The sequence below is a fragment of the Rhodosalinus sp. genome (assembly GCF_046542825.1).
In the GTDB taxonomy this organism is placed as follows: domain Bacteria; phylum Pseudomonadota; class Alphaproteobacteria; order Rhodobacterales; family Rhodobacteraceae; genus Rhodosalinus.
Genome location: NZ_JBKHAQ010000008.1, coordinates 11,782 through 37,014, shown reverse-complemented (window position 1 = coordinate 37,014; position 25,233 = coordinate 11,782). Strand labels below are relative to the sequence as shown.

Annotated in this window: 26 protein-coding genes; 18 read left to right on the top strand and 8 right to left on the bottom strand. The window is 69.0% G+C overall.

The window, feature by feature from the left end:
* Positions 1 to 65: 65 nt before the first annotated feature.
* Positions 66 to 716, bottom strand: coding sequence for a ChrR family anti-sigma-E factor (locus ACLFOB_RS02285; protein ID WP_410917229.1), 651 nt, complete (start codon positions 714 to 716; stop codon positions 66 to 68).
* A gap of 8 nt (positions 717 to 724) precedes the next feature.
* The gene (locus ACLFOB_RS02280) at positions 725 to 1,276 is read right to left on the bottom strand and encodes a sigma-70 family RNA polymerase sigma factor (protein WP_410917231.1); all 552 of its coding nucleotides are present in this window, start codon (positions 1,274 to 1,276) and stop codon (positions 725 to 727) included.
* A gap of 248 nt (positions 1,277 to 1,524) precedes the next feature.
* Between ACLFOB_RS02280 and ACLFOB_RS02275 the strand changes: the two genes are divergently transcribed.
* The 7 genes from ACLFOB_RS02275 (at position 1,525) to ACLFOB_RS02245 (ending at position 6,951) form a co-directional block, all read left to right on the top strand.
* Positions 1,525 to 2,823, top strand: coding sequence for an NAD(P)/FAD-dependent oxidoreductase (locus ACLFOB_RS02275; protein ID WP_410917228.1), 1,299 nt, complete (start codon positions 1,525 to 1,527; stop codon positions 2,821 to 2,823).
* The gene (locus tag ACLFOB_RS02270) at positions 2,820 to 3,581 is read left to right on the top strand and encodes a DUF1365 domain-containing protein (protein ID WP_410924638.1); all 762 of its coding nucleotides are present in this window, start codon (positions 2,820 to 2,822) and stop codon (positions 3,579 to 3,581) included. The genes ACLFOB_RS02275 and ACLFOB_RS02270 overlap by 4 nt, the downstream gene beginning before the upstream one ends.
* Positions 3,578 to 4,831 carry an MFS transporter gene (locus tag ACLFOB_RS02265; RefSeq protein ID WP_410917226.1) on the top strand — a complete coding sequence of 418 codons (1,254 nt, stop codon included), beginning with the start codon at positions 3,578 to 3,580 and terminating at the stop codon, positions 4,829 to 4,831. The genes ACLFOB_RS02270 and ACLFOB_RS02265 overlap by 4 nt, the downstream gene beginning before the upstream one ends.
* The gene (locus tag ACLFOB_RS02260; RefSeq protein WP_410917225.1) at positions 4,807 to 5,370 is read left to right on the top strand and encodes a DUF3833 family protein; all 564 of its coding nucleotides are present in this window, start codon (positions 4,807 to 4,809) and stop codon (positions 5,368 to 5,370) included. Before ACLFOB_RS02265 ends, ACLFOB_RS02260 begins: the two co-directional genes overlap by 25 nt.
* On the top strand, positions 5,367 to 6,098 hold the full coding sequence (locus ACLFOB_RS02255; RefSeq protein ID WP_410917224.1) for an SDR family NAD(P)-dependent oxidoreductase: 732 nt from the start codon (positions 5,367 to 5,369) through the stop codon (positions 6,096 to 6,098). The genes ACLFOB_RS02260 and ACLFOB_RS02255 overlap by 4 nt, the downstream gene beginning before the upstream one ends.
* A 40-nt stretch (positions 6,099 to 6,138) precedes the next feature.
* Positions 6,139 to 6,456 carry a DUF3775 domain-containing protein gene (locus ACLFOB_RS02250; RefSeq protein WP_410917223.1) on the top strand — a complete coding sequence of 106 codons (318 nt, stop codon included), beginning with the start codon at positions 6,139 to 6,141 and terminating at the stop codon, positions 6,454 to 6,456.
* A gap of 111 nt (positions 6,457 to 6,567) precedes the next feature.
* Positions 6,568 to 6,951 (top strand): hypothetical protein, encoded by a 384-nt coding sequence (locus tag ACLFOB_RS02245; protein ID WP_410917222.1) that lies wholly within the window; start codon positions 6,568 to 6,570, stop codon positions 6,949 to 6,951.
* Positions 6,952 to 7,012: 61 nt separating this feature from the next.
* On the opposite strand, the gene ACLFOB_RS02240 is transcribed toward ACLFOB_RS02245, so the two are convergent.
* The 3 genes from ACLFOB_RS02240 to ACLFOB_RS02230 are packed head-to-tail and all read right to left on the bottom strand — an operon-like array spanning position 7,013 to position 9,874.
* On the bottom strand, positions 7,013 to 8,155 hold the full coding sequence (locus ACLFOB_RS02240; protein ID WP_410924636.1) for a saccharopine dehydrogenase family protein: 1,143 nt from the start codon (positions 8,153 to 8,155) through the stop codon (positions 7,013 to 7,015).
* Complete coding sequence (locus tag ACLFOB_RS02235) at positions 8,152 to 9,210, bottom strand: saccharopine dehydrogenase (RefSeq protein WP_410924634.1); 1,059 nt, start codon at positions 9,208 to 9,210, stop codon at positions 8,152 to 8,154. The genes ACLFOB_RS02240 and ACLFOB_RS02235 overlap by 4 nt, the downstream gene beginning before the upstream one ends.
* Positions 9,211 to 9,220: 10 nt before the next feature.
* Positions 9,221 to 9,874: a histidine phosphatase family protein gene (locus ACLFOB_RS02230; protein WP_410917219.1), complete on the bottom strand. Its 654-nt coding sequence runs from the start codon at positions 9,872 to 9,874 to the stop codon at positions 9,221 to 9,223.
* 129 nt (positions 9,875 to 10,003) lie between these two features.
* Between ACLFOB_RS02230 and ACLFOB_RS02225 the strand changes: the two genes are divergently transcribed.
* On the top strand, positions 10,004 to 10,369 hold the full coding sequence (locus ACLFOB_RS02225; protein WP_410917218.1) for a PRC-barrel domain-containing protein: 366 nt from the start codon (positions 10,004 to 10,006) through the stop codon (positions 10,367 to 10,369).
* 75 nt (positions 10,370 to 10,444) lie between these two features.
* Here the strand turns inward: ACLFOB_RS02225 and ACLFOB_RS02220 are convergent, their stop codons facing one another.
* Both ACLFOB_RS02220 and ACLFOB_RS02215 read right to left on the bottom strand, forming a co-directional pair.
* Positions 10,445 to 11,146, bottom strand: coding sequence for a response regulator transcription factor (locus tag ACLFOB_RS02220; protein WP_410924633.1), 702 nt, complete (start codon positions 11,144 to 11,146; stop codon positions 10,445 to 10,447).
* A complete protein-coding gene (locus tag ACLFOB_RS02215; protein WP_410924632.1) occupies positions 11,143 to 13,059 on the bottom strand; it encodes a PAS-domain containing protein in 1,917 nt (638 codons plus the stop codon). The genes ACLFOB_RS02220 and ACLFOB_RS02215 overlap by 4 nt, the downstream gene beginning before the upstream one ends.
* A gap of 365 nt (positions 13,060 to 13,424) precedes the next feature.
* Here ACLFOB_RS02215 and ACLFOB_RS02210 point away from each other — a divergent pair, with 365 nt between their 5' ends.
* From ACLFOB_RS02210 to ACLFOB_RS02165, 10 genes are all read left to right on the top strand, one after another.
* A complete protein-coding gene (locus ACLFOB_RS02210; RefSeq protein ID WP_410924631.1) occupies positions 13,425 to 15,404 on the top strand; it encodes an AMP-binding protein in 1,980 nt (659 codons plus the stop codon).
* A 105-nt stretch (positions 15,405 to 15,509) separates the two neighbouring features.
* Complete coding sequence (locus ACLFOB_RS02205; RefSeq protein ID WP_410915784.1) at positions 15,510 to 15,767, top strand: hypothetical protein; 258 nt, start codon at positions 15,510 to 15,512, stop codon at positions 15,765 to 15,767.
* A 128-nt stretch (positions 15,768 to 15,895) separates the two neighbouring features.
* Positions 15,896 to 16,654: an ABC transporter ATP-binding protein gene (locus ACLFOB_RS02200; protein ID WP_410924647.1), complete on the top strand. Its 759-nt coding sequence runs from the start codon at positions 15,896 to 15,898 to the stop codon at positions 16,652 to 16,654.
* A gap of 95 nt (positions 16,655 to 16,749) precedes the next feature.
* The gene (locus ACLFOB_RS02195; RefSeq protein ID WP_410924630.1) at positions 16,750 to 17,736 is read left to right on the top strand and encodes a branched-chain amino acid ABC transporter permease; all 987 of its coding nucleotides are present in this window, start codon (positions 16,750 to 16,752) and stop codon (positions 17,734 to 17,736) included.
* A gap of 4 nt (positions 17,737 to 17,740) precedes the next feature.
* Positions 17,741 to 18,013, top strand: a complete 273-nt coding sequence (locus ACLFOB_RS02190) for a hypothetical protein (protein WP_410924628.1) — start codon at positions 17,741 to 17,743, stop codon at positions 18,011 to 18,013.
* A complete protein-coding gene (locus tag ACLFOB_RS02185) occupies positions 18,000 to 19,076 on the top strand; it encodes a branched-chain amino acid ABC transporter permease (protein WP_410924626.1) in 1,077 nt (358 codons plus the stop codon). The genes ACLFOB_RS02190 and ACLFOB_RS02185 overlap by 14 nt, the downstream gene beginning before the upstream one ends.
* Positions 19,077 to 19,138: 62 nt before the next feature.
* A complete protein-coding gene (locus ACLFOB_RS02180; protein ID WP_410924625.1) occupies positions 19,139 to 20,425 on the top strand; it encodes an ABC transporter substrate-binding protein in 1,287 nt (428 codons plus the stop codon).
* Between the two features lie 113 nt (positions 20,426 to 20,538).
* A complete protein-coding gene (locus ACLFOB_RS02175; RefSeq protein WP_410915779.1) occupies positions 20,539 to 21,363 on the top strand; it encodes an ABC transporter ATP-binding protein in 825 nt (274 codons plus the stop codon).
* A gap of 68 nt (positions 21,364 to 21,431) precedes the next feature.
* Positions 21,432 to 22,076 (top strand): hypothetical protein, encoded by a 645-nt coding sequence (locus tag ACLFOB_RS02170; protein ID WP_410924623.1) that lies wholly within the window; start codon positions 21,432 to 21,434, stop codon positions 22,074 to 22,076.
* Positions 22,073 to 23,311 carry a phenylacetate--CoA ligase family protein gene (locus ACLFOB_RS02165; protein ID WP_410924621.1) on the top strand — a complete coding sequence of 413 codons (1,239 nt, stop codon included), beginning with the start codon at positions 22,073 to 22,075 and terminating at the stop codon, positions 23,309 to 23,311. Before ACLFOB_RS02170 ends, ACLFOB_RS02165 begins: the two co-directional genes overlap by 4 nt.
* Before the next feature lie 70 nt (positions 23,312 to 23,381).
* On the opposite strand, the gene ACLFOB_RS02160 is transcribed toward ACLFOB_RS02165, so the two are convergent.
* Positions 23,382 to 25,172: a PHA/PHB synthase family protein gene (locus ACLFOB_RS02160; RefSeq protein WP_410924619.1), complete on the bottom strand. Its 1,791-nt coding sequence runs from the start codon at positions 25,170 to 25,172 to the stop codon at positions 23,382 to 23,384.
* Between the last annotated feature and the right edge of the window lie 61 nt (positions 25,173 to 25,233).

The window sequence follows — 25,233 nt, the reverse complement described above, 5'->3', positions numbered from 1 at the left end:
GCTGGATCGCGGCGCCGGCCACCCGTGTCCGCTGTGGCCGGGCGGTCTTGTCAGATCTTGTCTTGTCAGATCTTGAGGAACGGTTGCGCAAGCCGCGGCATGAGGCCGGAAAACCGGAGCGGCGCATCGGTCACGGCGAGGCAGATGCAATCCTCTCCCTCTTCGGCCACGGGCGTATGCTCAAGATCGCTGTCCGCGATCTCGACGTCGCCGGGGCCGAACCGCCCGCCCTCGTCGCGGAACGCGCCCCGCAGCACGAGGGTCAGTTCCATGCCGCGGTGCCCGTGGTCGGGCACGGCCGATCCGGCCGGAATGTGCAGGAGGCGCGCGCGCGCCTCGCCGTTCACCGGCAGCAGCGCCTGGCGCACGCCCATGCCGACGTTCTGCCAGCGCACGGCACCGATGTCTCCGCCCACGAAGTCGCGGATGGGGCGGGGCAGCACGGCGTCGATGGCGGGCGCGGGCGGCGATGCCGGTTCCTCTGCACCGCTGTGGATCATGCGCAGGGTTTCGGCCAGACTGTCCTCGGACATATCTGCCGTCTCGTCCTCCAGCAGCGCGCCGCCCACGGCGTCGTAACTCTCCGCCTCCGCGCGGCACTGATCGCAGAGCGACAGGTGAGAGGCGACGATCAGGTCGAAAGCCTCCGGCAGCGTTCCGGCCGAATAGGCCATCAGCAACTGCGGCGTGAGATGGTGAGTGATCGTGTCGGTCATCGTGTTGGTCACTTCAGCGCATGGCGCAGCCGGTCGAGTGCGAGCCGGATGCGGGATTTTATGGTTCCGAGCGGCAGGCCGGTCTCTTCGGCGATCTCGCTGTGCGAGAGTTCGCCGAAATAGGCGCGCTCGATCAGAAGTCTCTGTTTCTCGGGCAGGCTGCGCAGGGCCGCGGCCAGCCGGTCGCTGTCCTGTTGCAGGGCCAGCACGTCTTCCTGATGGGGCTCTGCCTCCGGACCCCAGGCCAGGTCCTCGGGTTCTGGCCTGCGCTGCCGGCGCAGCGCGTCGATCCGGCGGTTGCGCGCGATGGTGAAAACCCAGGTCGAGACGCTGGCGCGTGCGGGGTCGAACAGATGCGCCTTCTGCCACAGCGTCGCCATGACCTCCTGTGCGCACTCCTCGGCAAGTCCGTTGTCGGCGCCGGAGCGGATCAGGAAGGCTTTCACCCTCGGCGCGAAATGTGCGAAAAGCTCGGCAAAGGCCGCCTCGTCGCGGGCGTCGCGGATGCGCAGCACATGCTCGATCCAATCGGCTGCGGCGTGCGTCGGGCCATCGTTCATCCTTGTCACCCTGGTCACGCTGGCGCAGTCTGCAGCCGGGCGCAAGGGATCGTCCGCCGCCAGCGCGCCGGACGCCGGAAGCGCCAGTGCGTCGAAGTCTTCGATCCAGTCGACATTGCTGAACATGTAGCGGATACGGCGCGGGATTGCGACCGGATCACCCGCGCCGTCAATTCTTTTGCATCCGGCCGCGGACCGCATCCGTAAGACCACAGGGAACCACAAGCAAGACAAGGGAACTCCAGGACATGCCGTTCGAATCCGCCCCCGCCGCCCCCCGTCGTATCGCCGTCATCGGCGGCGGCATCTCGGGACTGGGTGCCGCGCATTTTCTTGCAGGGGCGCATCGCGTCACGCTCTACGAGGCCGAGCCGCGGCTTGGCGGGCATGCCCGCACCGTGATCGCCGGCAAGCGCGGCGATCAGCCGGTGGACATGGGGTTCATCGTGTTCAACCACGTCAACTATCCGCTGCTCACCCGGCTGTTCGACGACCTGCGCGTGCCGGTGGCGAAGAGCAACATGAGCTTCGGCGTGTCGATCGACGGCGGGCGTTTCGAATACGCGTTGCGCACGCCCGGCGCGCTCTTTGCGCAGAAACGGAACTTTCTGAACCCCGGCTACCTCGGCATGCTACGCGACATCCTGCGCTTCAATGCGCGCGGCTACACACTGTCGCGGCAGGACGGCATGACGGTGGGCGTCCTCCTGCAGGAGTTGCGGCTGGGCCGGCGGTTCCGCGAGCATTACCTGCTGCCCTTCTCCGGCGCGATCTGGTCGGTGCCCAAGGAGCAGATCCTCGACTTCCCCGCGCGGGCGATGCTGGACTTCTTCCACAACCACGCTCTGCTCGGCGTGACGGGGCAGCATCAGTGGTATACGGTGAAGGGCGGATCGGTGCAGTACGTCGACCGGCTGACCGCCTCCCTGCGCAAGGCGGGGGTGGAGCTGCGCGCCGGCGCGCCGGTGGACTGGGTGCGGCGCGGCCCGGAGGGGGTGACGGTCAAGACGCCGGGCGCCGAGCCCGAGCTTTACGACGAGGTGATCTTCGCCACCCATTCGGACCAGGCCATGCGGATCATTGCAGACCCCACGGAGCAGGAACGCGCGAGCGTCGGGCGCATCGCCTATCAGCCCAACGACGTGGTGCTGCACTCCGACCCCACGGTGATGCCGCGGCGGCGCATCGCCTGGTCGTCGTGGAACTACACCGAGGCCGCGGGGCAGCGCGGCGACCGCATCGGCGTGAGCTACTGGATGAACTCGCTGCAGCCGATCCCGCAGGACGACCCGCTCTTCGTCTCGCTCAACATGACGACGCGCATCCGCGAGGAGCATATCCACGACCAGGTGCGTTTCGACCATCCGGTCTACGATGCCGCGGCGCTTGCCGCGCAGGCCGAGGTGGCGCGCATCAACGGCACGAACCGGACGTGGTTCTGCGGGGCATGGATGAAATACGGCTTCCACGAGGACGGTCTGTCATCGGGGCATGACGTGGCGCAGGCGATCCTGCGGCGCGCGGAAACGGACATGGTGGCAGCGTGAACCGGGTAGAGCATATCGCGGGCCAGACCTGGCACGGGCGGCGCGGGGCGATCGAAAACGGCTTTCGCTACGGTGTGGACTACATGCTGCTCGACGCAGAGGCGGAGCGGGTGACCGCGCCTGCGCTCTTTGCGCGCAACCGCCGCGGGCTCGTCTCGCTCCGGGATGCCGACCACGGCGGGCCGCGCGGCCACGGCCGCGGCGCGGCCTGGGTGCGCGGCGTGCTGGCGGCGCATGGCCTCGACCTGCCGGGCCAAGTGCTGCTGCTGGCGCAGCCGCGGGTGCTGGGGCACGTCTTCAACCCGGTGAGCTTCTGGCTCTGCCACGACGCGGAGGCGCAACTTTGTGCGGTGATCGCCGAGGTCAACAACACCTTCGGTGACCGCCATTGCTATCTCGTCCATCACGAGGACCTGCGGCCCATCGGCCCCGAGGACCGGCTGGCCGCGCGCAAGGTGTTCCACGTCTCGCCGTTCCAGCCGGTCGAGGGCGGCTATACCTTCCGCTTCGACATCCGGCCCGAGCGGATCGGCGTCTGGATCGACTACAGCGCCGGGAACGAGGGCGGGCTTTACGCCACTCTCACCGGCCGGCGGCGGGCGCTCACGACCCGCGGGCTGCTCGCCACGCTGCTGCGGCGGCCCTTCGGCTCGCGCCGGGTGCTGGCGCTGATCCACTGGCAGGCGCTGAAGCTCTGGTGGAAGGGCGCGCGCTTTCATTCCCGCCCCGAGCCGCCGGAGGCCGAGGTCACCCGATGACCCACCGCCTGCCCGCCTACGGGCTCTTCGCCGCGATGCTCGCGGCGGCGGGCCTGCCGCTCTATATCCATGCGCCCAAGGTCTATGTGGACGAATACGGCGTGAGCCTTGCCGCACTGGGCGCGGTGCTCTTCGGGCTGCGGCTGCTCGACGTGGTTCAGGACCCGCTGCTGGGCCGGCTGGCCGCGGCGCTTCGGGCGCGGCGCGCGCTGGCTGTCGGCGTGGCGGTCGCGGTGATCGGCGCGGCGATGGTGGGGCTCTTCGCGGTGGCGCCGCCGATTGCGCCGCTGTGGTGGTTCGCCGCGATGCTGACGCTGGTCTTCTCGGCCTTCAGCTTTCTCACCATCGCCTTCTACGCGCAGGGCGTGACGACGGCGGCGGACCTTGGCCAGGGCGGGCACCTGCGGGTGGCCCGCTGGCGCGAGACCGGCGCGCTCCTGGGCGTCTGCGCGGCGGCGGTGGCGCCCGTGGCGCTGGGCTTTGCCGGCTTCGCGCTGGCCTTCGCGATCCTCGCCCTGCTTGCGGGGCTTTCGATGCGCGGCGAGTGGCGCGGCCCGGTCGAGGCGCCGGCAGGCGGGTTCGCGCCGGTGCTGCGCGATGCGCTGGCACGGCGGCTGCTGCTGGTGGCGCTGGTGAACGCGACGCCGGTGGCCGTCACCTCGACCCTGTTCCTCTTCTTCGTGGAAAGCCGGCTGCAGGCGCCAGGGATGGAGGGGCCGCTGCTGCTGCTCTTCTTCCTTGCCGCCGCGCTCAGCGCACCCTTCTGGGGCAAGGCCGCGGACCACTACGGCGCGCGGCGTGTGCTGCTTTTCGGCATGGGGGCCTCGGTGGTGGGCTTCGTCTTCGCGCTGGGTCTGGGGACAGGCGACTGGCCGGCCTTCGCGGCGATCTGCGTCGTCACCGGCGCGGCGCTGGGCGCGGACATGGTCGTGCTGTCGGCGCTCTTCGCGCGGCGGCTGGAGACCGTGGCGCCCGGCGCGGCGGAGGCCTTTGGCCTGTGGTCCTTCGTGACCAAGGCGACGCTGGCCATCGCGGCCGCCACGCTGTTGCCCACTCTGCAGGCCGCCGGCTTCCAGGCGGGCACCGAGAACGACGCGCAGGCGCTCTGGACGCTGACGCTGCTCTACGCCGGTCTGCCCTGCATCCTGAAACTGGCCGCGATCGCGCTGCTGGCGACCGCGCCCCTGGGCGACAGCGAGAGCCGGGACCACACGGAGACGGACACATGGAAAACTTCCTCTACGCGCTGACCGGCGCGACGGCTATGGCGATGCTGGTCTGGCTGCGCACACGCTTCTTCGGATTCGTGGCGCAGCGACCGGCAGACTACGGCGACGCGGGGCCGCAGTTCGACATCCGCCGGCACCTGAACGGGCCGCTGGTCTGCGACGGGGTGATCTACGGGCCGACAGGGCGCGTCACCTCGCGCTTCAAGGGCGATTTCGACATCAGCTGGCAGGGCAATACCGGCGTGATGCGCGAGCGCTTCGAATACGACAGCGGCACGGTGCAGAACCGCGCCTGGCAGCTGACCCTCGGCAACGACGGACGCATCCGGGCGCTGGCCGAGGACGTGGTGGGCGAGGGCGAAGGCTGGCAGAAGGGCTCTGCCGTGCAGCTGAAATACCGCATCCGCCTGCCCCGCGAGTCGGGCGGGCACGTTCTCGACACGACCGACTGGATGTATCTGACGCCTGCCGGAACCATCGTAAATCGCAGTCAGTTTCGAAAATACGGGATCAAGGTGGCCGAGCTTGTGGCCACGATGCACAGGAAGGACGCCGCGTGAGAGACTGGACTGGCAAACGCTACTGGCTGATCGGCGCCAGCGAAGGGCTGGGCGAGGCGTTGGCCGAGCGGATGAGCAAGGCGGGCGTCGAACTCGTTCTGTCCGCGCGGTCGCGCGACAAGCTCGAGGCGCTGGCAGACCGCCTGCCCGGCCGGGCCATGGCGGTGCCGCTGGACGTCACCGACCTCGACAGCCTGAAGCAAGCCGCTGAAGAGGCGGGCGAGATCGACGGCATGGTCTATCTGGCCGGCGCCTACTGGCCCTTCGGCGCGCGCGAGATCGACGCGGAACAGATCGAGGCGATGGGCGACATCAACTTCACCGGCGCACTGCGCGCGGTTGCCGTGGCCCTGCCGCCGATGGTGGCGCGCGACAGCGGGCACATCGTGCTGACCGGCTCGCTCTCGGGGTTTCGCGGCCTGCCGGGGGCGGTGGGATACACGCCGTCCAAGGCGGGTGTCATGGCGCTGGCCGAGAGCATGTATTGCGACCTGCGCAAGACCGGCGTGCAGGTGCAGGTCGCCAATCCCGGCTTCATCCGCACCCGGCTGACCGACAAGAACGATTTTCACATGCCGTTTCTGATGGAACCCGAGGAGGCGGCACGCACGATGTTCGAGCACATGTCCGGGGATCGTTTCAAGCGCAGCTTCCCCACGCTGTTTTCGTGGGTGTTCCGGGGCAGCCAGTTTCTGCCGGACTGGCTTTACTATCGCATCTTCTCGTAACATTGTCGCGCTTCCCGAAGTGCCGCAAAAGGACGAGACCATGCCCGACATTTCCCCGCGCAAGGTGGCACAGGTCATCATCATGGCGCGCGAACTCGACCGTGCGGAGCCCGAGTTGCGCGCCTTCATCGACCGGATGGACGAGGACGAGCAGGCCGAACTCGTCGCGATCATGTGGATCGGGCGCGGCGCCTTCGAGGCCGGGGACTGGGACGAGGCGCTGTCCACCGCCTATTCCGAGGCGACGACGCCGACCGCCGATTACCTGATCGGCACGCCGCATGTCTCCGATCACCTCGAGGCCGGGCTGGAGGCACTGGGCATTTCGCCCGGAGAGGTCGAGGACGACCTGCTCTAGGCGCCTCCGTCACGCAACCGTGCGCCTGCGCGCGCGGGTCTCGGGAACCAGCCGTCCTCACGCTCGTTTGGTGTGGAGTCGCTACCAATGCGGAACCATAGGAGGCGAGTGATGAAAACCATCAGGACACTGACCACTGCAGCCGCAGCCCTCGGCCTTGCCGCCGGCATTGCTGCCGCGCAGGAAGTCGAGGTCGAGGACCGGATCTACATGACCGATCAGAGCGGCCAGCTCTACGAAGTGACGCTGGTGAAGATCGACGAAGAGGACATGGCCGAACATGCCGAGGATGCAGCCAGTGCCGACGGAGCGCCGACGGAGCGCGACGAGGCCCTTGGTGCCGATCCCGAAGAGACCGACGGCCGCGAGCGGCTGGTTCTGACGGAGAACTATCTGTCGGAGCGCGACCAGGAGCAGACCACCGGCGAAGTCCGCGATGTCGAGACCTTCGAGGGCGAGAACGGAGAGGTGGAGACGGACGCGGCGCGTCCGTAACGCCATCCTCGCGGCATCGTGTGAAGAAGGGGCGCGCCCGGTCGGGCGCGCCTCTTCGCGTTCAGACGTGGCGGACGATCTCGAGGTGCTGGGCCAGGCGGCCGACCTCTTCCATCCAGCGCGCGACCAGTGCGGGGTCCGAGGGCGCGGCCGAGACGCCCGGCGGGATGTCGCCTGCCTGCACCGAGTCGACCGCTTCCGCGACCATGTGGCTGACCAGCCGGCCCATCGCCGTGCCGCGCGCATCGCCCCAGGCATCCATGACATAGCTCCGGTGCCAGACGGGCTGCCCGTCGCGCGTGGCCTCCAGGCTGACGCAGAGCACCACGCGGTCGGGCTCTTCCGCGTCGTAGGCGTGTTCCTGCCACAGCCGCTGCGACAGGTCGCGCAGCACCTGCTCGCCCGCGTCGCCCGGCGGCAGGTTCTCGACGGTGCGGAAGATGTCGGACCATGCGTCGGACCAGCCCTCCAGCCGCAGGGTGCCGCGCACGAAATCCTTCACCGGCCATTGGGGGTCAAAGCCGTATTCGGCCATGAAGGGCAGCGAATCGCGGTTGGGATAGACCTCGAAGGTCTCGGGCGCGGGCAGGGGGGCGGTGTAGCTTGACAGCGCGTCCCAGGGGCACTCCGCGCGCAGCTCCTCGAAATCGCGGATCGAGCGCGAGGGCGATTTCAGCGCCTTCAGCACGCCCAGCGGCGACCAGGAGAACTTGTAGCGGAAATCGTTGGCCTGCTTCGGCACGCCGCCGCAGTAGCTGAGGAAGGACAGCGTGTTGGCGGGGTCGAAGGCGTCCGACTCGCGGTAATCCGCCATCAGCCTGTGCGCCATCAGGTGGTCGATGCCGGGGTCGAGCCCGACCTCGTTGATCAGCGCGACGCCGGCCTCCTTCGCCGCCGGGTCCAGCGCGCGCATCTCCGGCGAGATGTAGGAGGAGGAGACGAAATGCGCGCCCTTCGCGATCGCGGCCTCGGCGATCGGAACGTGCCAGTCGCCGGGCAGCATCGAGACCACGACGTCGCCGGGCGCGAGTGCCGCGCGCAGCGCGTCGAGGTCGAAGGCGCGGATGTTGCCGGTGATGTCGCCCACCGCCGCCTGCGCCTTGTCCACCGTCCGGTTCCAGACGGTGACGGCATTGCCCGCCGCGATCAGCTTTCGCAGGCCGGGCACCGCGGACAGTCCCGTGCCGCACCAGTGAATCGTCATTGCGCCGCCTCCTTCACATGCGTGTCGAATTCCGCCGCCGCGCGCCCCCAGACACCCGCATCGAGACTGTCCAGCGCGAGAAGCGAGGGCAAGAGCTGCTCGGCGAAGTCGCGCGAGGACTCGAGCGGCAGCAGCGAGGGCAGGTTGTCGATCGCCATGACGTCGAGCGGCGGCGTCTCCCGCACCCGGACGACCGGCGCGGCCCATGTCGTCGCCCGGTCATGGAGCGGCACCGGATTGTAGTCGCTGTCCGGGTCGCAGGCGATGTCGCCGATAACCCGCAGCGCGCGGTCGGTGGCATCCGCGTCCTCGGGCCGGACGAAGACCGGCGTGCCGGGGCGTGCGAGGATGCAGTTGAAGAAGAGCGTATGCGTCAGGATCTCGGGGAAGGGGCCGCCGCCCTCGGTCTCGGCCATGTCCCAGCGGGTGGGCTGCACGCCCATCGCCTCGCACAGGTCCGCCGCGCCCGTGCCCACGCGGCCCAGCGCGCCCACCACGATGGCAGAGGGCGTGTCGAGCCCGTTGAGGGCGGCGCGCACCTGGCCGTCCATCGCGGGCTTGTCGGGCCAGGCGTCCACGGCGGGGCAGTCCGCGCCCCGCGCCTGCGCGGCCCAGGCCAGCAGGCTCACCGCCGCGCCGGCGTAGCCTGCCCAGTAGCCGAAGGCGGCGACGCGCCGCCCCTCCGGGTCCAGAAGGTATTCGAGATCGTAGAGCGTGCCGCCCCCCGCCGCGAAACGCGCAAGCAGCCGCCGTCCCGCGCGCTGCCCCTTGTAGGCGTGGCCGAACATGATGTGCCGGTGGGCGAGCGGCGTGCCGTCCTCGGGCAGCTCCTTCAGCCCGAAGATCAGCGCCTCGGCAGGCGCCTGCCGCCAGCTTCCGCGTGGCGCGATGCGGCAGCCGGCGCGCGCATAATCCTCGGTCGCGATGATGCGGTCGGGGCTTTCCTCGACCGTCACCGCGATGCCGCGGTCCAGCAGCGCAGCCGCGCCCTCGGGGGTGAGGCCCACGCGGCGCTCGTTCGCGCGCTCCTCCGCCCGGACCCAGAGATGCGTCATGTCCCCTCCGTCAGTAATGGGTGCGCGCGTGCGCCCGGTCGGGCCGCTCCAGGTGCGGTATCGCGTTGAAGCCAGCAAGGATCGTGCCGTGGTCGGTCACGAGCAGCCGGTGCACCGAGCTGTTGAGAATGGGCAGCATGATCCGCGCCAGCCCTTCGGTGTCGAGGTTCATCAGCGTGCGCACGATCATGCCGATCACCCCGCCGGAGGTCACGCAGAGCACGCGCCGGCCGGGCTCGGCCGCCTCGTGCAGGATGTCGGTGACCCGAAGCTCGAAGTCGGAAAAGGTCTCCTGCCCCATGATCTCGGCGTTGTGCCAGGACGCGAGCAGGTGCGAAAGGTAGCCGGCGAAGTCTTCCTCCCGCTCGGGCATCGGAACGCCGCGGTGGTCGCGCAGCGCCTTTCCGAGGTTGAAGTAATCCATCTCGTTGAGCCGCGCGTCCGTCTCGGGCGCGAGCCCGAGGTCGCCCAGCCCCTGAGCCGTCTCGCGGTGCCGGCGCAGCGCGCCCATCAGCACCCGGTCGTAGCGCTCGCCCGCGCCGCGCAGATGCTCGCCCAGCCAGGCAGCCTGCCGGTGGCCCAGCGCAGAGAGGCGGTCGTAGCTTTCCTCGTCGCGGGCGGCCGAATTCGCCTGCCCGTGCCGGATCAGGATGATCTCTCCCATGTCGCGACGCTCCTTTCCGTCGAGCGGTTAAGCGATTCCGGCGCGCTTGCCAAACGGGTTTCGCGGCGGAACGGGGCGGCTGCACCGCGCGTTTGTCGGCTGGCCACGATCATGACAAGGGAGGCCCCCATGCCCCGTCTCATCCCGTTCGCCGCAGCCGCCGCGCTGGCGCTTGCCTCGTCCGGCGCCGCGCAGGAGAACGCCACCGACGAAGGCCGGAGCGGCCCCGTCGACACGCGCGACGAGGACTATCTTCAGGTCGCCCAGGATCTGGAGGTGCGGACCGGCGACGGCGAGTTGATCGGAACGATCGAGGACGTGCTGCTCGATGCCGAAGGCCGCCCGGCCGGCTACGTCGTCGGCATCGACGGCTTCCTTGGCATCTTCGACAGCGACGTGCAGGTGCCGATGGAGTCGCTTTCCTGGAACGAGTCGCACTTCGTCAGCAAGATGACCGAGGAACAGCTCGAGAACCTCACGCCCTGGGACGAGTGAGCGCGCTCTCCCCGCGCCCTGCCGGTCGCGCGTCGATCGGCGGGACGAAAACGGTCCCGAAGGAGGCGTCAGCCCTCACCCCCAGCGCACTTCGCCCAGAAAGATGTAGCCTGCGCCGTAGATCGTCTTGATCAGCCGCGGGTTTCGCGGGTCCTCGCGCAGCTTGGTGCGCAGGCGCGAGATGCGCACGTCCATCGCCCGGTCGAAGCTTTCGCCCGCCGCGCCCCCCAGCGCTTCCTGCATCCGGGCACGCGAGATCAACCGCCGCGGGCTTTCCAGGAAAAGCCGCAGCACCTCGCCCTCGGCATGGCTGAAGGGCGTTTCGCGCCCCTCCGCATCCTCCAGCGTGTAGCGGTCGAAATGCGCGGTCCAGCCTTCGAAGCGCGCAGTGTCGCCGCCGGCCTCGGGCGCCGTGCGCTTGCGCAGGCGGGCGCGGACGCGCGCCACCACCTCGGCCGGCTCGAAGGGCTTGATGATGTAGTCGTCCGCGCCCAGCTCCAGCCCCGTCACCCGGTCCTGCACCTGCGCCCGGCCCGAGATGATGATCACCGCCGCGCCGCTTTCCAGCGCCAGCCGGTGCACCAGGCTCAGCCCGTCGCGGTCGGGCAGGCTGAGGTCCACCAGGCAGACGTCCGGCGCGGTCGAGCGCAGCGTCGCCTCGAACTCTCGGGCACGCGCGAAGCGCAGGGTGCGGAAGCCCGCCTCTTCCAGCGCCTCGGCCAGCATCTCGCGCACCTCGGGCTCGTCGTCGAGGATGGTGACCAGCGGTGCGCTCATGCGGCGCGTCCGGCGTCCAGCGCCTGCGCGAGCGCCTGCGTCGTGAAGGGCTTGGCCAGCACAGGGCCGCGCGCCCGCGCCGCGGCGTGCAGCGGATGCGCGCGCGGCAGCGCCGTCATGAACCAGACCGGGGGGCCGGTCGGCCCGATCCCCGCGGCCAGGTCCAGCCCGGTCTCGCCGCCCTCCAGCGTGATGTCGGTCAGCACTGCGCCGATCTCGGTCAGCGTGTCGAGCAGCGCCCGCGCCTCCGCCACGCTTGCGGCCTCCACGACGGCATGGCCCAGCCGCGTCAGCATCTCGCGCACGGTGGCGCGCAGATCGGGGCTGTCCTCGACCAGCAGCACCAGTCGCCCGGCCCCTTCCGCCGGCGCCGCGCGCAGCGGCAGGCGCAGGGCCACCCGCGCGCCGGAAAAGCTGTTGCCCAGCGTCACGCGCCCGCCCGCAAGCTTGGCCATGTCGTAGACCATGGCAAGGCCCAGGCCCGATCCCTCGCCGCCCTTGGTGGTGTAGAACGGCTCGCACCCGCGCTTCAGCGCCGCGTCCGAAAACCCGGGGCCGCTGTCGGTCACCGCGAATTCGACCCAGGTGCCCTGCAGCGCGCTCAGCGTCACGCCGATGCGTCCTTGCCCGCCACAGGCGTCGCGCGCGTTCAGGATCAGGTTCAGCAGTGCGTCCTGCACGAGGCCCGGGTCCAGCATCAGCCGCGCGCCCGGCATCTCGTTGCGGATGTGCAGCGCCATGTCCTCGGGCAGGCCGGCGCGCGCCAGCGTCTCCAGATCGGCGAGAAAGGCGTCGGTCGCGCAGGCCTGCGGGGTCCAGTCCCGCGCGCCGGTGAGCTGCGCCAGCCGCTCCAGAAGGGTGCCGCCCCGCCGCGCCGCCGCCAGCGTTGCATCGACCAGCGGCCGCGCCTGGGCGGGCAGCGGCAGGGCCGACAGCCGCGACTGGCTGCCCAGGATGATGGTCAGCAGGTTCGAGAAGTCGTGCGCCAGCCCCGAGGTCAGCTGCGCGGCCATCTCGCGCCGCCGCGTCTGCTGCAGCGCCGCGCGCGCCTGCGTCTCCTCGGTCACGTCCATCGACAGGATATAGACGCCCTCGATTCCCTCCTCGCGCCGGTCGGGGGTGAAGGCCACGCGAATCCGGCGCGAGCTGATCTCGTCGGTGAACTCGAAGACGCTCTCGCGCCCCTCGAAGGCCGCATCGAGATGCGGCGCGATCCGGGCATGGGCCGCGCCCCCCAGCGCCTCGGCGATCGGGCGGCCCAGGATGTCGCGCGGGCGGCCGGGCAGCACCGAACTCAGCCGACGGTTGGAATAGGTGTAGCGACGCTCTGCATCCACATGGGCGATGTGCGCCGGCATCATCTCGGCGGTCAGCCGCGTGCGCGCCTCCATCACCGCCAGCTGGCGCGAGGTCTCCTCGAGCGCGGCGTTCGTGGCGGCGAGTTGCCGGTTGGCGGCGGAGAGTTCCTCGGCATGGGTGACGAGCTGTTCGGACAGTTCCTCGGACCGGGCGCGCAGCATCGCCTCGTGCTGCCGCGTGGGCGTGATGTCGGTATAGACGGTGACCCAGCCGCCCTCGGGCAGCGGCGCGCCCTCGACGCTGATGGTGCGGCCGTCGGGGCGGGTGCGTTCCATGTAGTGCGGCTGAAACTGCCGGGCGATCTCGACGCGGGCGCGCACCGCCTCCTCCGCATCCTCGACCGCGCCGTATTCGCCCCGCTCGACGAGAAAGCGGATCGTGTCCTCGAAGTCCACTCCCGGCGTGACCAGCCGGTCGGGCAGATCGAACATCTCCTGGAAGCGGCGGTTGCAGGCTGCCAGCCGCAGATCGCTGTCGTAGATCGACAGCGCCTGCTGAATCAGGTTCAGCCCGGCGGTCATCAGCGCCTCGGTCCGGCCCGTTCGTGACGCCATGCGGCCTCCTCCTCCTTCCGGAGACAATGGCTAGCATCCCGGATTGCCGCAGCATAGACCGTCGCGCCCGTCCAAGACGCAGCGCGCCTCCCGCGGCTCGGGCGACACGGGCCCGGCGGCGGGCGTGCAGGCACGCATCCTACCTGCCACTTCTTCCTGGACGGGAATTGTCACGGAGGGTGCACGCCGCGCCAGCGGCAGATGGGGGGCGGCACCCCCTTGCCGCGTCGATTGTCCCGCGCGTCCGGCCTGTTACAATTCGCAAGACTCCGGACAAGATGGCGCAAGACTCGCGCGCCAGCCTGCCGGACACGCCCCGCTCTGGGGGCTGCCCGGCGGGGAGGGTCGGGCAGGGAGGAGGAGACGTGACCGACACAGCGACGGCGAGCGGCGCCCCGGCATCGATCCCTGCGATTCTGGCGCGCAACGTCCAGCGGTTCGGGTCGAAGCCCGCCTACCGCGAGAAGGAATTCGGGATCTGGCAGAGCTGGACCTGGGCCGAGACCGCGGCCGAGATCGACGCCTTCGCGCTGGGCCTTCTGAACCTTGGGGTGGCAGAGGGCGATTTCGTCGCCGTGATCGGGCGCAACCGCCCGGCGCTCTACTGGGCGATGGTGGCGGCGCAATCGGTGGGCGCGGTGCCCGTCCCGCTCTACCAGGATGCGGTTGCCGAGGAGATGGCCTATGTCATGGGCCACTGCGGCGCACGCTTCGCGGTCGTGGCCGACCAGGAGCAGGTGGACAAGCTGATCGAGGTGCAGGAGCGGCTGCACCAGCTCGAGCATATCGTCTACATCGACCCGCGCGGCCTGCGGAAATACGACCATTCGCGGCTGCATCAGTATTCCCATGTGCAGAACCAGGGCCGCGCGGCGGAGGAGGAGTTCGCGCCCGAACTCGACCGCCGGCGCAGCCGGCTGGACTACGACGACACCTGCGTGATGCTCTACACCTCGGGCACCACCGGCAAGCCCAAGGGCGTGGTGCTGTCCAACCGCAATATCATCGAGACCTCGAAGGCCTCGGCCGAGTTCGACCACCTGCGCGCGGACGAGGAGATCCTCGCCTATCTGCCGATGGCCTGGGTGGGCGATTTCATCTTCTCGGTCGGGCAGGCCTACTGGTGCGGTTTCTGCGTCAACTGTCCCGAGTCGGAAGACACCATGATGACCGACCTGCGCGAGATCGGTCCCACCTATTACTTCGCGCCGCCCCGCATCTTCGAGTCGCAGCTCACCACCGTGATGATCCGGATGGAGGATGCGGGCCGGTTCAAGAAACGGCTCTTCGACAGTTTCATGGCGCATGCGCGCCGGGTGGGGCCGGCGATCCTCGACGGGCGGTCCGTTGGCACCTGGGACCGGCTGAAATACGCGCTGGGCAACCTGCTGGTCTACGGCCCGCTCAAGAACGTGCTGGGCATGTCGCGCATCCGCGTGGGATACACCGCCGGAGAGGCGATCGGCCCGGAGATCTTCGATTTCTACCGCTCGCTCGGCATCAACCTCAAGCAGCTCTACGGCCAGACCGAGGCCTCCGTCTTCATCACCCAGCAGCCCGACGGCGAGGTGCGCTCGGACACCGTGGGCGTGCCGTCCCCGGGCGTCGAGGTGGAGGTGCGGGAGAACGGCGAGGTCTATTACCGTTCTCCGGGGGTCTTCGTGGAATACTACAAGAACCCCGAATCCACCGCCGACACCAAGGACCCGGACGGCTGGGTGGCCACGGGCGATGCGGGCTTCTTCGAGCCCGACACCGGGCACCTGCGGATCATCGACCGGGCCAAGGACGTGGCGAAGATGGCCGACGGCAGCCTTTTCGCGCCGAAATACGTCGAGAACAAGCTCAAGTTCTATCCCAACATCCTCGAGGCGGTGGTCTTCGGTGCGGGGCGCGAGAAGTGCTGCGCCTTCGTCAACATCGACCTCAGCGCGATCGGCAACTGGGCGGAGCGCAACAACATCGCCTACTCCAGTTACCAGGAACTGGCGGGGCACCCGAAGGTGCTGGACATGATCCAGAGCCACGTCGAGGAGGTGAACCGCTCGGTGGCCCAGGACGAGATGCTCTCGGGCTGCCAGGTTCACCGCTTCCTCGTGCTGCACAAGGAACTCGACGCCGACGACGGCGAGCTCACGCGCACCCGCAAGGTGCGGCGCAAGGTGATCGGCGAGAAGTTCGCGGACCTCGTGCAGGCGCTCTACGACGGCTCGAAGAGCGTCTATACCGAGACGGAGGTCACCTACGAGGACGGCCGCAAGGGCAAGATCAAGGCCACGCTGGAAATCCGCGACGCGGCGGTGGTGCCTGTCCGCGCGCCGGCAAAGAAGGAGGCGGCTGAATGAGAGATGCGGGCGCTCTTTCGCCCTGCCGGGCTGCATCGCCGGGCCGAGGAGCGCCCGGAGGGCCGCGACGAGGCGTCGGTGCAGCGAAGAACGGGGGGCTGCGGCATGAATGACGCCTCGACGGTGCTGCTTGCCGGGGCGCTGGCGCTCTTCGGGCTTGCGCTCGCGGCAGCGATCGGGCGGATGGCCCGGCGCTCATGGGTTCCGGGGCTTTCCGGGGCCGTCACCGGCGGCTGCGGGATCGGGGCCGTGCAACTCTCGGGCTACGGCGACATCGGACTGCTGCCCCTCGCGGGGGTGCTCGCGGTCTACGGGGCGCTTGTCGGCGCCGTCGCGCTTCTGGCGGGGGGGGGACACGAATGAGCGATCCGGCAGTGAGCCGCGAAGTTCTGGACGCGGCGATCCACGAGAGCGCCCACGGCGCCGCAACGGGGGATACCGCGGCGGAGGATCACCTCACCGCGGACGGCCGCAGGATCGGCGGCGTGGTGATGGAGATGCGCAACATCACGCTGCGCTTCGGCGGCGTCACCGCGATCAAGGACATCTCCTTCGACATCCGCGAGGGCGAGATCCGGGCGATCATCGGGCCGAACGGCGCGGGCAAGTCCTCGATGCTGAACGTGATCTCGGGCTTCTACATACCGCAGGAGGGCGAGGTGTGGTTCCGCGGCGCGAAGCGCCCGCCGATGCGGCCCTATCAGGTCGCCCGCCAGGGCATCGCGCGCACCTTCCAGAACATCGCGCTCTTCGAGGGCATGAGCGTGCTCGACAACGTGATGACCGGCCGGCTTACCCAGATGAAGCAGGGCCTCTTCTCGCAGGCGCTCTGGAAGGGCGCGGCCGAGCGCGAGGAGGTGGAGAACCGCGAGAAGGCGGAGAAGATCATCGACTTTCTCGAGATCCAGCACATCCGCAAGACGCCCGTCTCGCGCCTGCCCTACGGCCTGAAGAAGCGGGTGGAGCTTGCGCGCGCGCTGGTCTCGGAGCCCACGATCCTGCTGCTCGACGAGCCGATGGCCGGCATGAACGTCGAGGAGAAGGAGGACATGTGCCGCTTCGTGCTGGACGTGAACGACGAGTTCGGCACCACCATCGCGCTCATCGAGCACGACATGGGCGTGGTCATGGACCTGAGCGACCGGGTCGTGGTGATGGATTACGGCAAGAAGATCGGCGACGGCACGCCCGACGAGGTGCGCGCCAATCAGGAGGTGATCGACGCCTATCTGGGGGTGGCGCATGACTGAGGAGCGGACGGCCGGCGCTCGGCTGCGCCATCGCCCCGCCCGCCGTCCCGCAGGTGCGGCGCGCGCGGAACGGAAGGCCATGAGGGAGGCGAGCCATGCCTGAGCAGTTCTTCTGGGGCGTCGAGGTCGTGCTGAACGGCCTGATGGCGGGGGTGCTCTATGCGCTGGTGGCGCTGGGCTTCGTGCTGATCTTCAAGGCCTCCGGCATCTTCAACTACGCGCAGGGGGTGCTTGCGCTCTTCGCGGCGCTCACGCTGGTGGGGATCATGGAGGGGCGGGTGCCCTTCGCGCATCTGATCAACGCGGTCTTCGGCACCAAGCTGCATCATTTCGGATGGGAGCTTCCGGCGCTGGTGGCGATCGTGCTGACCGCGGGGGTGATGGTGGCGCTTGCGTGGGCGGTGCAGCGCTTCATCTTCCGCTTTCTCGTGGGGCAGGAGCCCATCATCCTGTTCATGGCGACGATCGGGCTTGCCTATTTCCTGGAAGGTCTCGGCGACGTCATGTGGGGCGCCGACATCAAGAACCTGGAGGTCGGCCTGCCGCAGGGCATCAACGCCACCATCGACCAGATGACCTTCGAGTGGTTCGGCTACGGCTTCTTCATCGACAACCTCGACATCGCGGCCACGCTGATCGCGGCGGCGCTGGTCACGGTGCTGATCCTCTTCGCGCAGTACACCAAGCAGGGCCGCGCCATGCGCGCGGTGGCCGACGATCACCAGGCGGCGCTCTCCGTGGGCGTCTCGCTCAACTTCATCTGGATCATGGTCTGGTCGCTCGCGGGGCTGGTGGCACTCGTCGCCGGGATCATGTGGGGCACCAAGATGGGCGTGCAGTTCTCGCTCTCGCTCATCGCGCTCAAGGCGCTTCCCGTCCTGATGCTGGGCGGGTTCACCTCGATCCCCGGCGCGATCGTCGGCGGGCTCATCATCGGGGTGGGCGAGAAGCTTTTCGAATTCCTGATCGGCCCGATGCTGGGCGGGGCGACGGACAACTGGTTCGCCTATGTGCTTGCGCTCGTCTTCCTCGTCTTCCGGCCGCAGGGGCTGTTCGGCGAGAAGATCATCGAGAGGGTGTGACACCATGCGCAAGCGCATCGCCATCGTCGACGTTTTCGCCTTGTCGGGGGTCTGGGCCTTGGGCCACGTCGCGCTCGCCCCGGGGCCTGCGTCGCAGGGGCAGACGGTCATGGCGACGGCGATCGCCCTCGCGGGGCTGGTGACGGGCCTGGCCGCATGGATATGGGCGGTACGGCGCGCGGAGGCCACGGGACATGCGTGGCGGTCCTGCCGGATGCCGCCGGAGAAGCGCGAAAACGCGCAGGCCGAATGGGGGAAGACCGATGCTCTATCGTGAGGCGGGCGACTTCAAGACCAGCTACACAGCGGACAGCCAGACCTTCCCGATCCGCTTCGATCGCTGGCGGTATTACGCGGTGCTGGCCGTGGCCTTCGGCATCGTGCCCTTCGTCATCACCGACTACTGGGCCAACGCCGTCCTGCTGCCCTTCCTGATCTACGCCATCGCGGCGATCGGGCTCAACATCCTGACGGGCTACTGCGGTCAGGTGAGCCTTGGCACCGGGGGCTTCATGGCGGTGGGCGCCTATGGCTGCTACAAGCTGATGACGGCCTTCCCGGACGTCTCGATCCTGATCCACATCGTGCTGGCGGGCGGGATCACGGCGGCGGTGGGGGTGCTCTTCGGGCTGCCCTCGCTCAGGATCAAGGGCTTCTACCTCGCGGTCGCCACGCTGGCCGCGCAGTTCTTCCTCGTCTGGCTTTTCAACCGGGTGCCGTGGTTCTACAACTACTCCGCCTCGGGCCAGATCACCGCGCCCGAGCGGACCGTTCTGGGGGTGGCCGTGACGGGGCCCGATGTCCCGGCCTGGGCGGCCTATCTGGTCTGCCTGCTTTTCCTGACGCTCGTCGCGATCGCGGCGCGGAACCTGACGCGCGGCACGCAGGGGCGGAAATGGATGGCGATCCGCGACATGGACATCGCGGCCGAGATCATCGGGGTGAACCCGCTGGCGGCGAAGCTTTCGGCCTTCGCGGTCTCGTCCTTCTTCATCGGGATCGCGGGCGCGCTCTTCTTCTCCGTCTACCTGGGCGCGGTCGAGGTGGGCGAGGCCTTCGGCATCCAGAAATCCTTCCTGGTGCTCTTCATGATCATCATCGGCGGGCTCGGCTCGATCTTCGGCAGCTTCGCCGGCGCGGCCTTCCTGGTGCTGCTGCCGGTGTTCCTGAAGAACGTGCTGGTGGGCGGGCTTGGCTGGCCTTCGGACCTGGCCGCGCATCTGGAGTTCATGATCGTGGGCGGGCTGATCATCTTCTTTCTGGTGGCAGAGCCGCACGGGCTCGCCCAGCTCTGGCGCCTCGCGAAGGAGAAGATGAGGCTCTGGCCCTTCCCCTACTGAGGGACGGGCGCGGCGGCGGGTAGCGCCGCAAGTCAACGACGACCAAGAGGGAGGAGGATCCCATGAAGACCAAACTGACCGCAGCGGCGCTCGCCGCCAGCATGGCCGCCGGGCCGGCGCTTGCCGATCTGGTGTTCCCGGATCTGAGCTACCGCACCGGCGCCTACGCCGCCGGCGGCATCCCGTTCTCGGACGGCTACCGCGACTACTTCACGCTGGTGAACGAGCGAGACGGCGGCATCGGCGGCGTGGAGGCCCGCGTCATCGAGTGCGAGACGGCCTACAACACCGAAAAGGGCGTCGAGTGCTACGAGGCGACGCGCGACGAGGGCGCGCTGGTCTATCAGCCGCTCTCGACCGGGATCACCTATCAGCTGATCCCGAAGGTGCAGTCCGACGGCATCCCGCTGCACACGATGGGCTATGGCCGGACCTCGGCCAAGAACGGCGAGGTCTTCAAGTGGGTGTTCAACTACCCCGCCAACTACTGGGACGCCGCCTCGGTCGCGATCAAGTACCTGCTGGACGAGAACGGCGGCGACCTGTCGGGCAAGGACATCACGCTGCTCTACCACAACTCCGCTTACGGCAAGGAGCCGATCCGCACGCTGGAGGAACTGTCGGCAAAGCACGGCTACAATTTCTCCACGATCGCGGTGGACCATCCGGGACAGGAGCAGAAGAGCCAGTGGCTGCAGATCCGGCGCGAGCGGCCCGACTACGTGATCATGTGGGGCTGGGGCGTGATGAACCAGGTCGCCGTGCAGGAGGCCGCCAACGTCCGCTTCCCGATGGAGAACTTCATCGGCAACTGGTGGGCGGGCGCCGAGCACGACGTGACCCCCGCGGGCGAGGCTGCCGACGGTTACAAGGCGCTCAACATGAACCGGATCGCCGATTACCCGGTGTTCGATGACATCCGCGAGCATGTGATCGACAAGGGGCTGGCCGCCGGCGAGGGCTCGAACGTGGGCAAGGTGCTCTACACCCGGGGGATGTATGCAGCGATGCTCGCGGTCGAGGCGGCCAAGACCGCGCAGGAGATCCACGGCACCGAAGAGATCGACGCCGCGATGATGCGCGACGGGATGGAGGCGCTGGAGATGACCGAAGCGAGGATGGAAGAACTCGGCATGCCCGGCATCGGGCCGGAGTTCTCTGTGTCCTGCTCGAACCACGGCGGTTCCGGCGGCGGCATCGTGCAGCAGTGGGATGCCGCGGCCGGCGAGTGGAAGCCGCTGACCGATTACATCGAGCCCGACCACGAGGTGATCCAGCCGCTGGTCGAGGCGGACTCGGTCGCCTTCGCCGAAGAGAACAACATCGAGACGCGCTGCAACGAGAGCTGAGCGCGCAAAGCCCCGGCCGCGGCGCACGCTGCGACCGGGGCGTCACGGGTATTTCTGGCAAGAGGAAGGACCGGGCGCGCGCGCCCGGCCGCACCCCGGCGGGAGAAACGAGAATGCTCGACGCAGGCCGCACCGACCAGGCGCTCCTCGAAGTGAACAACATCGAGGTGATCTACAACCACGTCATCCTCGTGCTGAAAGGCGTGAGCCTGACGGTGCCCAAGGGCGGGATCGTCGCGCTTCTGGGCGGCAACGGCGCGGGCAAGACCACCACGCTCAAGGCGATCTCGAACCTGCTGAAATCGGAACGCGGCGAGGTGACGAAGGGCTCGATCGTCTACCGCGGCGAGCGGGTGCAGGACCTCGACCCGTCCGCGCTGGTCAAGCGCGGCGTGATCCAGGTGATGGAGGGGCGCCACTGCTTCGAGCATCTGACCGTGGAAGAGAACCTGCTGACCGGGGCCTACACGCGCTCGGACGGCGCGGCGGCGGTGCGGCAGGACCTCGAGATGGTCTACGACTACTTCCCGCGGCTCAGGGACGTGCGCCGCAGCCAGGCGGGCTATACCTCGGGCGGCGAGCAGCAGATGACGGCGATCGGCCGGGCGCTGATGTCGCGCCCGGAGATGATCCTGCTGGACGAGCCGTCGATGGGCCTTGCGCCGCAGCTGGTCGAGCAGATCTTCGAGATCGTGAAATCGGTCAACGAGAACGAGGGGGTGACCTTCCTGCTGGCCGAGCAGAACACCAACGTGGCGCTCAGGTTCGCGCGGCACGGCTACATCCTCGAATCGGGGCGCGTGGTGATGGAGGGGCCCGCGGACGACCTGCGCGAGAACCCCGACGTGAAGGAATTCTACCTCGGCATTTCCGACGAGGGACGGCGGAGTTTCCGCGACGTGCGCAGCTACCGGCGGCGCAAGCGGTGGCTTGCCTGATGGGAGCGCGTGTCCGGAACCCGGTCCTGCACCGCCCGTTGCGCCTGACAAGGCCAATGGAGGCGGAGATGGATCGCAAGGAACTCGTGCGGGCGCTGATCGAGGATCAGGGGCGGCTCTGGAGCGAGGAGATCGGCGCGCGGATCGACCTCGACACGCCCGAGGACTGGTTCCACTGGCTTCTGGGCGCGCTGCTGATGTCCGCGCGCATCGACGCGACGATGGCGGCCAAGGCGGCCGGCGCGCTGAAGCTGGAAGAGATGAGTACCGTGCAGGGCGTGCTCGAGACCGAGCGCGATCAGCGCATCCGCGTGTTGAACGAGAACTGCTACGCGCGCTTCGACAACGTGGGCGCGGACCAGATCTTCGAGGCGGCGCAACTGGTGCAGGAGACCTATGGCGGCGACCTGCGCCGACTGCGCGAGGAGGGCCGCGATGCAGCCGGCATCCGGGCGCGGCTGAAGGGGGTCAAGGGCATCGGTGATGTCGGCGCCGACATCTTCCTGCGCGAGGCACAGCTTGTCTGGGACGAGGTCTTCCCCATGGCGGACGCTCACGCGCTGGAGCAGGCGAAGGATCTCGGCCTGCCCGAGCGACCCGAGGAGCTTGCCCAGATCGCGGGCGGGCGCGAGCGCTTCGTCCGGCTGGTGACGGCGCTGGCGCGCGTCTGGCTCGACGGGCCGAGCGACAGAGTGAAGGAGGCAGCTGCATGAAGGACAAGGCGGGAGCGGAGGGGCATTTCGACGATCTGGAGACGCGCAGCGCCGGGGCGCGGGCCGCCTGGCTGGCCCAGGAACTGCCGAAGCAGGTGGCGCTGGCGCGCTCCCTGCCCGGATATGCCGAGGCGCTGGAGGACGTCGAGCCGGAGAAGGTCACCACGCGCGAGGCGCTGGCGGCCCTGCCGGTGCTGCGCAAGTCGCGGATCGGCCATGCGCAGGCGGCCGATGCGCCCTTTGGCGGCTACACGACACGCGCGGCGCATGAATTCGCGCATGTCTTCCAGTCGCCGGGGCCGATCTACGAGCCCGGCGGCGACGCACGCGACTGGTGGCGGATGGGCCGTTTCCTGCATGGCTGCGGGATCGGGCCAGGCGACATCGTGCAGAACTGTTTCGGCTACCACCTGACGCCAGCGGGCATGATCTTTGAAAGCGGGGCGCGGGCGGTGGGTGCCGCGGTGCTGCCCGCCGGCACGGGGCAGACCGAACTGCAGGTGCGCGCGGCCGTGGATGTGGGCACCACCGCCTATGCCGGCACGCCGGATTACCTGAAGGCGATCATCGACAAGGCCGACGAGATGGGCGAGACGCTGCGCATAGAGAAGGCCGCCGTGGGCGGCGGTGCGCTCTTCCCCTCGCTCCGGCAGTTCTACGCCGAGCGCGGGATTGCCTGCCTGCAGTGCTACGCGACGGCCGATCTGGGCAACATCGCCTACGAGAGTGCCGCGCAGGAGGGCATGATCGTGGACGAGCACGTCGTGGTCGAGATCGTGACGCCGGGCACCGGCGACCCGGTGCCGGACGGCGAGGTGGGTGAGGTGGTCGTGACCACGCTCAATCCGGACTATCCGCTGATCCGCTTCGCCACGGGCGACCTGTCGGCCGTGTTGCCGGGCGAAAGCCCCTGCGGCCGGACCAACATGCGGATCAGGGGCTGGATGGGCCGGGCGGATCAGACCACCAAGATCAAGGGCATGTTCGTGCGCCCCGAGCAGGTCGCGGCGCTGGTCGCGCGGCACGACGAGATCGCACGCGCCCGCGTCGTGGTCACCCGCGAGGGCGAGCGCGATGCGATGTGCGTGCAGGTCGAGGCCGAGGGTGGCGAGCCTGCCGTCTTCGAGGCGAGCGTCGCGGAGGTGCTCAAGCTGCGCGGCGCGGTCGAGATCGTGGCCCCCGGAAGCCTGCCACGCGACGGCATCGTGATCGAGGACCGGCGCAAGTACGACTGAGGGCCGCGCGTCGGCCCTGACGGGCCTCCTCGCTGCGAAGAGGCCCGCACGGGGCCGACGCGCGGGCCGGTCACTTCTGGAAGATGTAGGTGCCCGGCGCCGGGGCAAGCGGCTTCAGCCCCTTCTTCGGTGCGCCCATCGGCGGCGGCGCGACCGGAGCGCCGCTGCGCTCCGCAAGCCAGGCCCCCCATTCCGGCCACCAGGAGCCGTCCTTCTGCTCGGCATGGTCGAGCCAGGTGTCGGGGTCCATGTAGAGCGCGCCGGGCGGCCGGTGCCCGATGCGGTAGCGGCGGCCCCTGTGGCCGGGCTCTGACACGATGCCGCCGTTGTGCCCGCCGCTGGTCAGCACGAAGCGCATGTCAACGTCGGTGAAGAGCTTCGCCTTGTAGACCGAGCGCCACGGCGCGATGTGGTCCTGCTCGGTCCCCACGGCGAAGATCGGCGCGCGCAGGTCGCGCAGCACGACCACGCGCCCGTCCACGGCGAAGCGTCCGGCGGTCAGCCGGTTCTCCATGAAGAGCGCGCGCAGGTAGTCGGAATGCATCCGGGCCGGCATCCGCGTGGCATCGCGGTTCCACACGAGGATGTCGGCGTCCGGCTCCTCCTGCCCCATCAGGTAGCGGCGCACCGCGCGGGTCCAGATGAGATCCTCTGCGCGCAGCGCCTGAAAGGCACCGGCCATCTGGCGGGATTCGAGCGTGCCCTGATCCCACATCATGTCCTCGAGAAAGGCGAGCTGGCTCTCGTCGACGAAGAGCAGCAGTTCACCCGCCTCGGCAAAATCGGTCTGCGCCGCCAGCAGCGAGAGCGAGGCAAGCCGCGCGTCGCCGTCGCGCGCCATCGCGGCCGCCGCGATCGACAGGATCGTGCCGCCAAGGCAGTAGCCGCAGCCATGCACCTTTTCCGCGCCGGTGATCGCGGTTACGGCCTCCAGCGCCGCCATGACGCCGGCGCGGCGATAGTCGTCAAGGCTCCGGTCGCGATCCTTGGCCGTAGGGTTGGACCAGGAGATCGTGAAGACGGTGAAGCCCTGCCCGACAAGCCAGTTGATCAGCGAATTGTGCGGCTGAAGGTCCAGGATGTAGTATTTCATGATCCAGGCCGGCACGATCAGCACGGGTTCGGGGTGCACCGTGTCCGTCTGTGGCGTGTACTGGATCAGTTCGAGGATCTCGTTGCGGAAGACGACCTGGCCCGGTGTGCAGGCGAGGGTCTCGCCGACACGGAACCGGCTTTCCGGTGCCTCCGTATCGCCCGTCAGTTCCGCCAGCACGTCCGCCTGCAGGTTGTGCCACCCGTCCAGAAGCGCCTGCCCACCGCTTTCGCGCAGCGCCTCGATGATCTCGGGATTGAGGGCAGGCATGTTCGAGGGCGAGACGGTGTCGAGCCCCTGCCGCGCCATGAAGCGCACACGTTCCGCGCTGCGCGCGCGGGCGCCGCGTATCGGGTCGGTCGCCAGATCCCACCAGTCCTGTGTTGCCAGGAAGGCCTGCTGCCAGACCGAGAACGGCGGGCGCTGCCACCCCTCGTGGGTAAAGCGGTGATCGGTGCGCTCGGGCGCGAAGGGGGCCTCGGTCAGCCCGGCGGCATGGCTCGTCACCTTCCAGGCGTTCCGCGCGGCGCGTTCGGCAAGTTCCAGTTGCCGGCCGGGCGAACGCGCCAGGTGCGCGGCCCAGTCCAACCAGGCGGACCATGCGGCGTGCGGCGACACACCGCCCGTCAGCCGCGCCTGCAGCGCCCGCGTCGCGCGGTCCAACGTCTCGTGCGGGTGATCCTGATGGCGCAGATGGCCGTCCGGCGCCTCTGCAAGCCGGGAGCCGGCCGTGTGTCTATCGGGGGCCGGGGAGTCGTCCCTTGGCATCGCATGACCTCGCGCTGTTTTCCGCCTCGGGTCTGTCACCGCCGCGTGACAGCCATGTGAC

What these genes read in the sequence shown, in the direction of transcription:
- ACLFOB_RS02285 (WP_410917229.1), bottom strand. Translation starts at nt 716, where the DNA reads ATGACCGACACGATCACTCACCATCTCACGCCGCAGTTGCTGATGGCC.
- ACLFOB_RS02280 (WP_410917231.1), bottom strand. Translation starts at nt 1,276, where the DNA reads ATGAACGATGGCCCGACGCACGCCGCAGCCGATTGGATCGAGCATGTG.
- ACLFOB_RS02275 (WP_410917228.1), top strand. Translation starts at nt 1,525, where the DNA reads ATGCCGTTCGAATCCGCCCCCGCCGCCCCCCGTCGTATCGCCGTCATC.
- ACLFOB_RS02265 (WP_410917226.1), top strand. Translation starts at nt 3,578, where the DNA reads ATGACCCACCGCCTGCCCGCCTACGGGCTCTTCGCCGCGATGCTCGCG.
- ACLFOB_RS02260 (WP_410917225.1), top strand. Translation starts at nt 4,807, where the DNA reads ATGGAAAACTTCCTCTACGCGCTGACCGGCGCGACGGCTATGGCGATG.
- ACLFOB_RS02250 (WP_410917223.1), top strand. Translation starts at nt 6,139, where the DNA reads ATGCCCGACATTTCCCCGCGCAAGGTGGCACAGGTCATCATCATGGCG.
- ACLFOB_RS02245 (WP_410917222.1), top strand. Translation starts at nt 6,568, where the DNA reads ATGAAAACCATCAGGACACTGACCACTGCAGCCGCAGCCCTCGGCCTT.
- ACLFOB_RS02240 (WP_410924636.1), bottom strand. Translation starts at nt 8,155, where the DNA reads ATGACGATTCACTGGTGCGGCACGGGACTGTCCGCGGTGCCCGGCCTG.
- ACLFOB_RS02235 (WP_410924634.1), bottom strand. Translation starts at nt 9,210, where the DNA reads ATGACGCATCTCTGGGTCCGGGCGGAGGAGCGCGCGAACGAGCGCCGC.
- ACLFOB_RS02230 (WP_410917219.1), bottom strand. Translation starts at nt 9,874, where the DNA reads ATGGGAGAGATCATCCTGATCCGGCACGGGCAGGCGAATTCGGCCGCC.
- ACLFOB_RS02225 (WP_410917218.1), top strand. Translation starts at nt 10,004, where the DNA reads ATGCCCCGTCTCATCCCGTTCGCCGCAGCCGCCGCGCTGGCGCTTGCC.
- ACLFOB_RS02220 (WP_410924633.1), bottom strand. Translation starts at nt 11,146, where the DNA reads ATGAGCGCACCGCTGGTCACCATCCTCGACGACGAGCCCGAGGTGCGC.
- ACLFOB_RS02215 (WP_410924632.1), bottom strand. Translation starts at nt 13,059, where the DNA reads ATGGCGTCACGAACGGGCCGGACCGAGGCGCTGATGACCGCCGGGCTG.
- ACLFOB_RS02205 (WP_410915784.1), top strand. Translation starts at nt 15,510, where the DNA reads ATGAATGACGCCTCGACGGTGCTGCTTGCCGGGGCGCTGGCGCTCTTC.
- ACLFOB_RS02200 (WP_410924647.1), top strand. Translation starts at nt 15,896, where the DNA reads ATGGAGATGCGCAACATCACGCTGCGCTTCGGCGGCGTCACCGCGATC.
- ACLFOB_RS02195 (WP_410924630.1), top strand. Translation starts at nt 16,750, where the DNA reads ATGCCTGAGCAGTTCTTCTGGGGCGTCGAGGTCGTGCTGAACGGCCTG.
- ACLFOB_RS02190 (WP_410924628.1), top strand. Translation starts at nt 17,741, where the DNA reads ATGCGCAAGCGCATCGCCATCGTCGACGTTTTCGCCTTGTCGGGGGTC.
- ACLFOB_RS02185 (WP_410924626.1), top strand. Translation starts at nt 18,000, where the DNA reads ATGCTCTATCGTGAGGCGGGCGACTTCAAGACCAGCTACACAGCGGAC.
- ACLFOB_RS02180 (WP_410924625.1), top strand. Translation starts at nt 19,139, where the DNA reads ATGAAGACCAAACTGACCGCAGCGGCGCTCGCCGCCAGCATGGCCGCC.
- ACLFOB_RS02175 (WP_410915779.1), top strand. Translation starts at nt 20,539, where the DNA reads ATGCTCGACGCAGGCCGCACCGACCAGGCGCTCCTCGAAGTGAACAAC.
- ACLFOB_RS02170 (WP_410924623.1), top strand. Translation starts at nt 21,432, where the DNA reads ATGGATCGCAAGGAACTCGTGCGGGCGCTGATCGAGGATCAGGGGCGG.
- ACLFOB_RS02165 (WP_410924621.1), top strand. Translation starts at nt 22,073, where the DNA reads ATGAAGGACAAGGCGGGAGCGGAGGGGCATTTCGACGATCTGGAGACG.
- ACLFOB_RS02160 (WP_410924619.1), bottom strand. Translation starts at nt 25,172, where the DNA reads ATGCCAAGGGACGACTCCCCGGCCCCCGATAGACACACGGCCGGCTCC.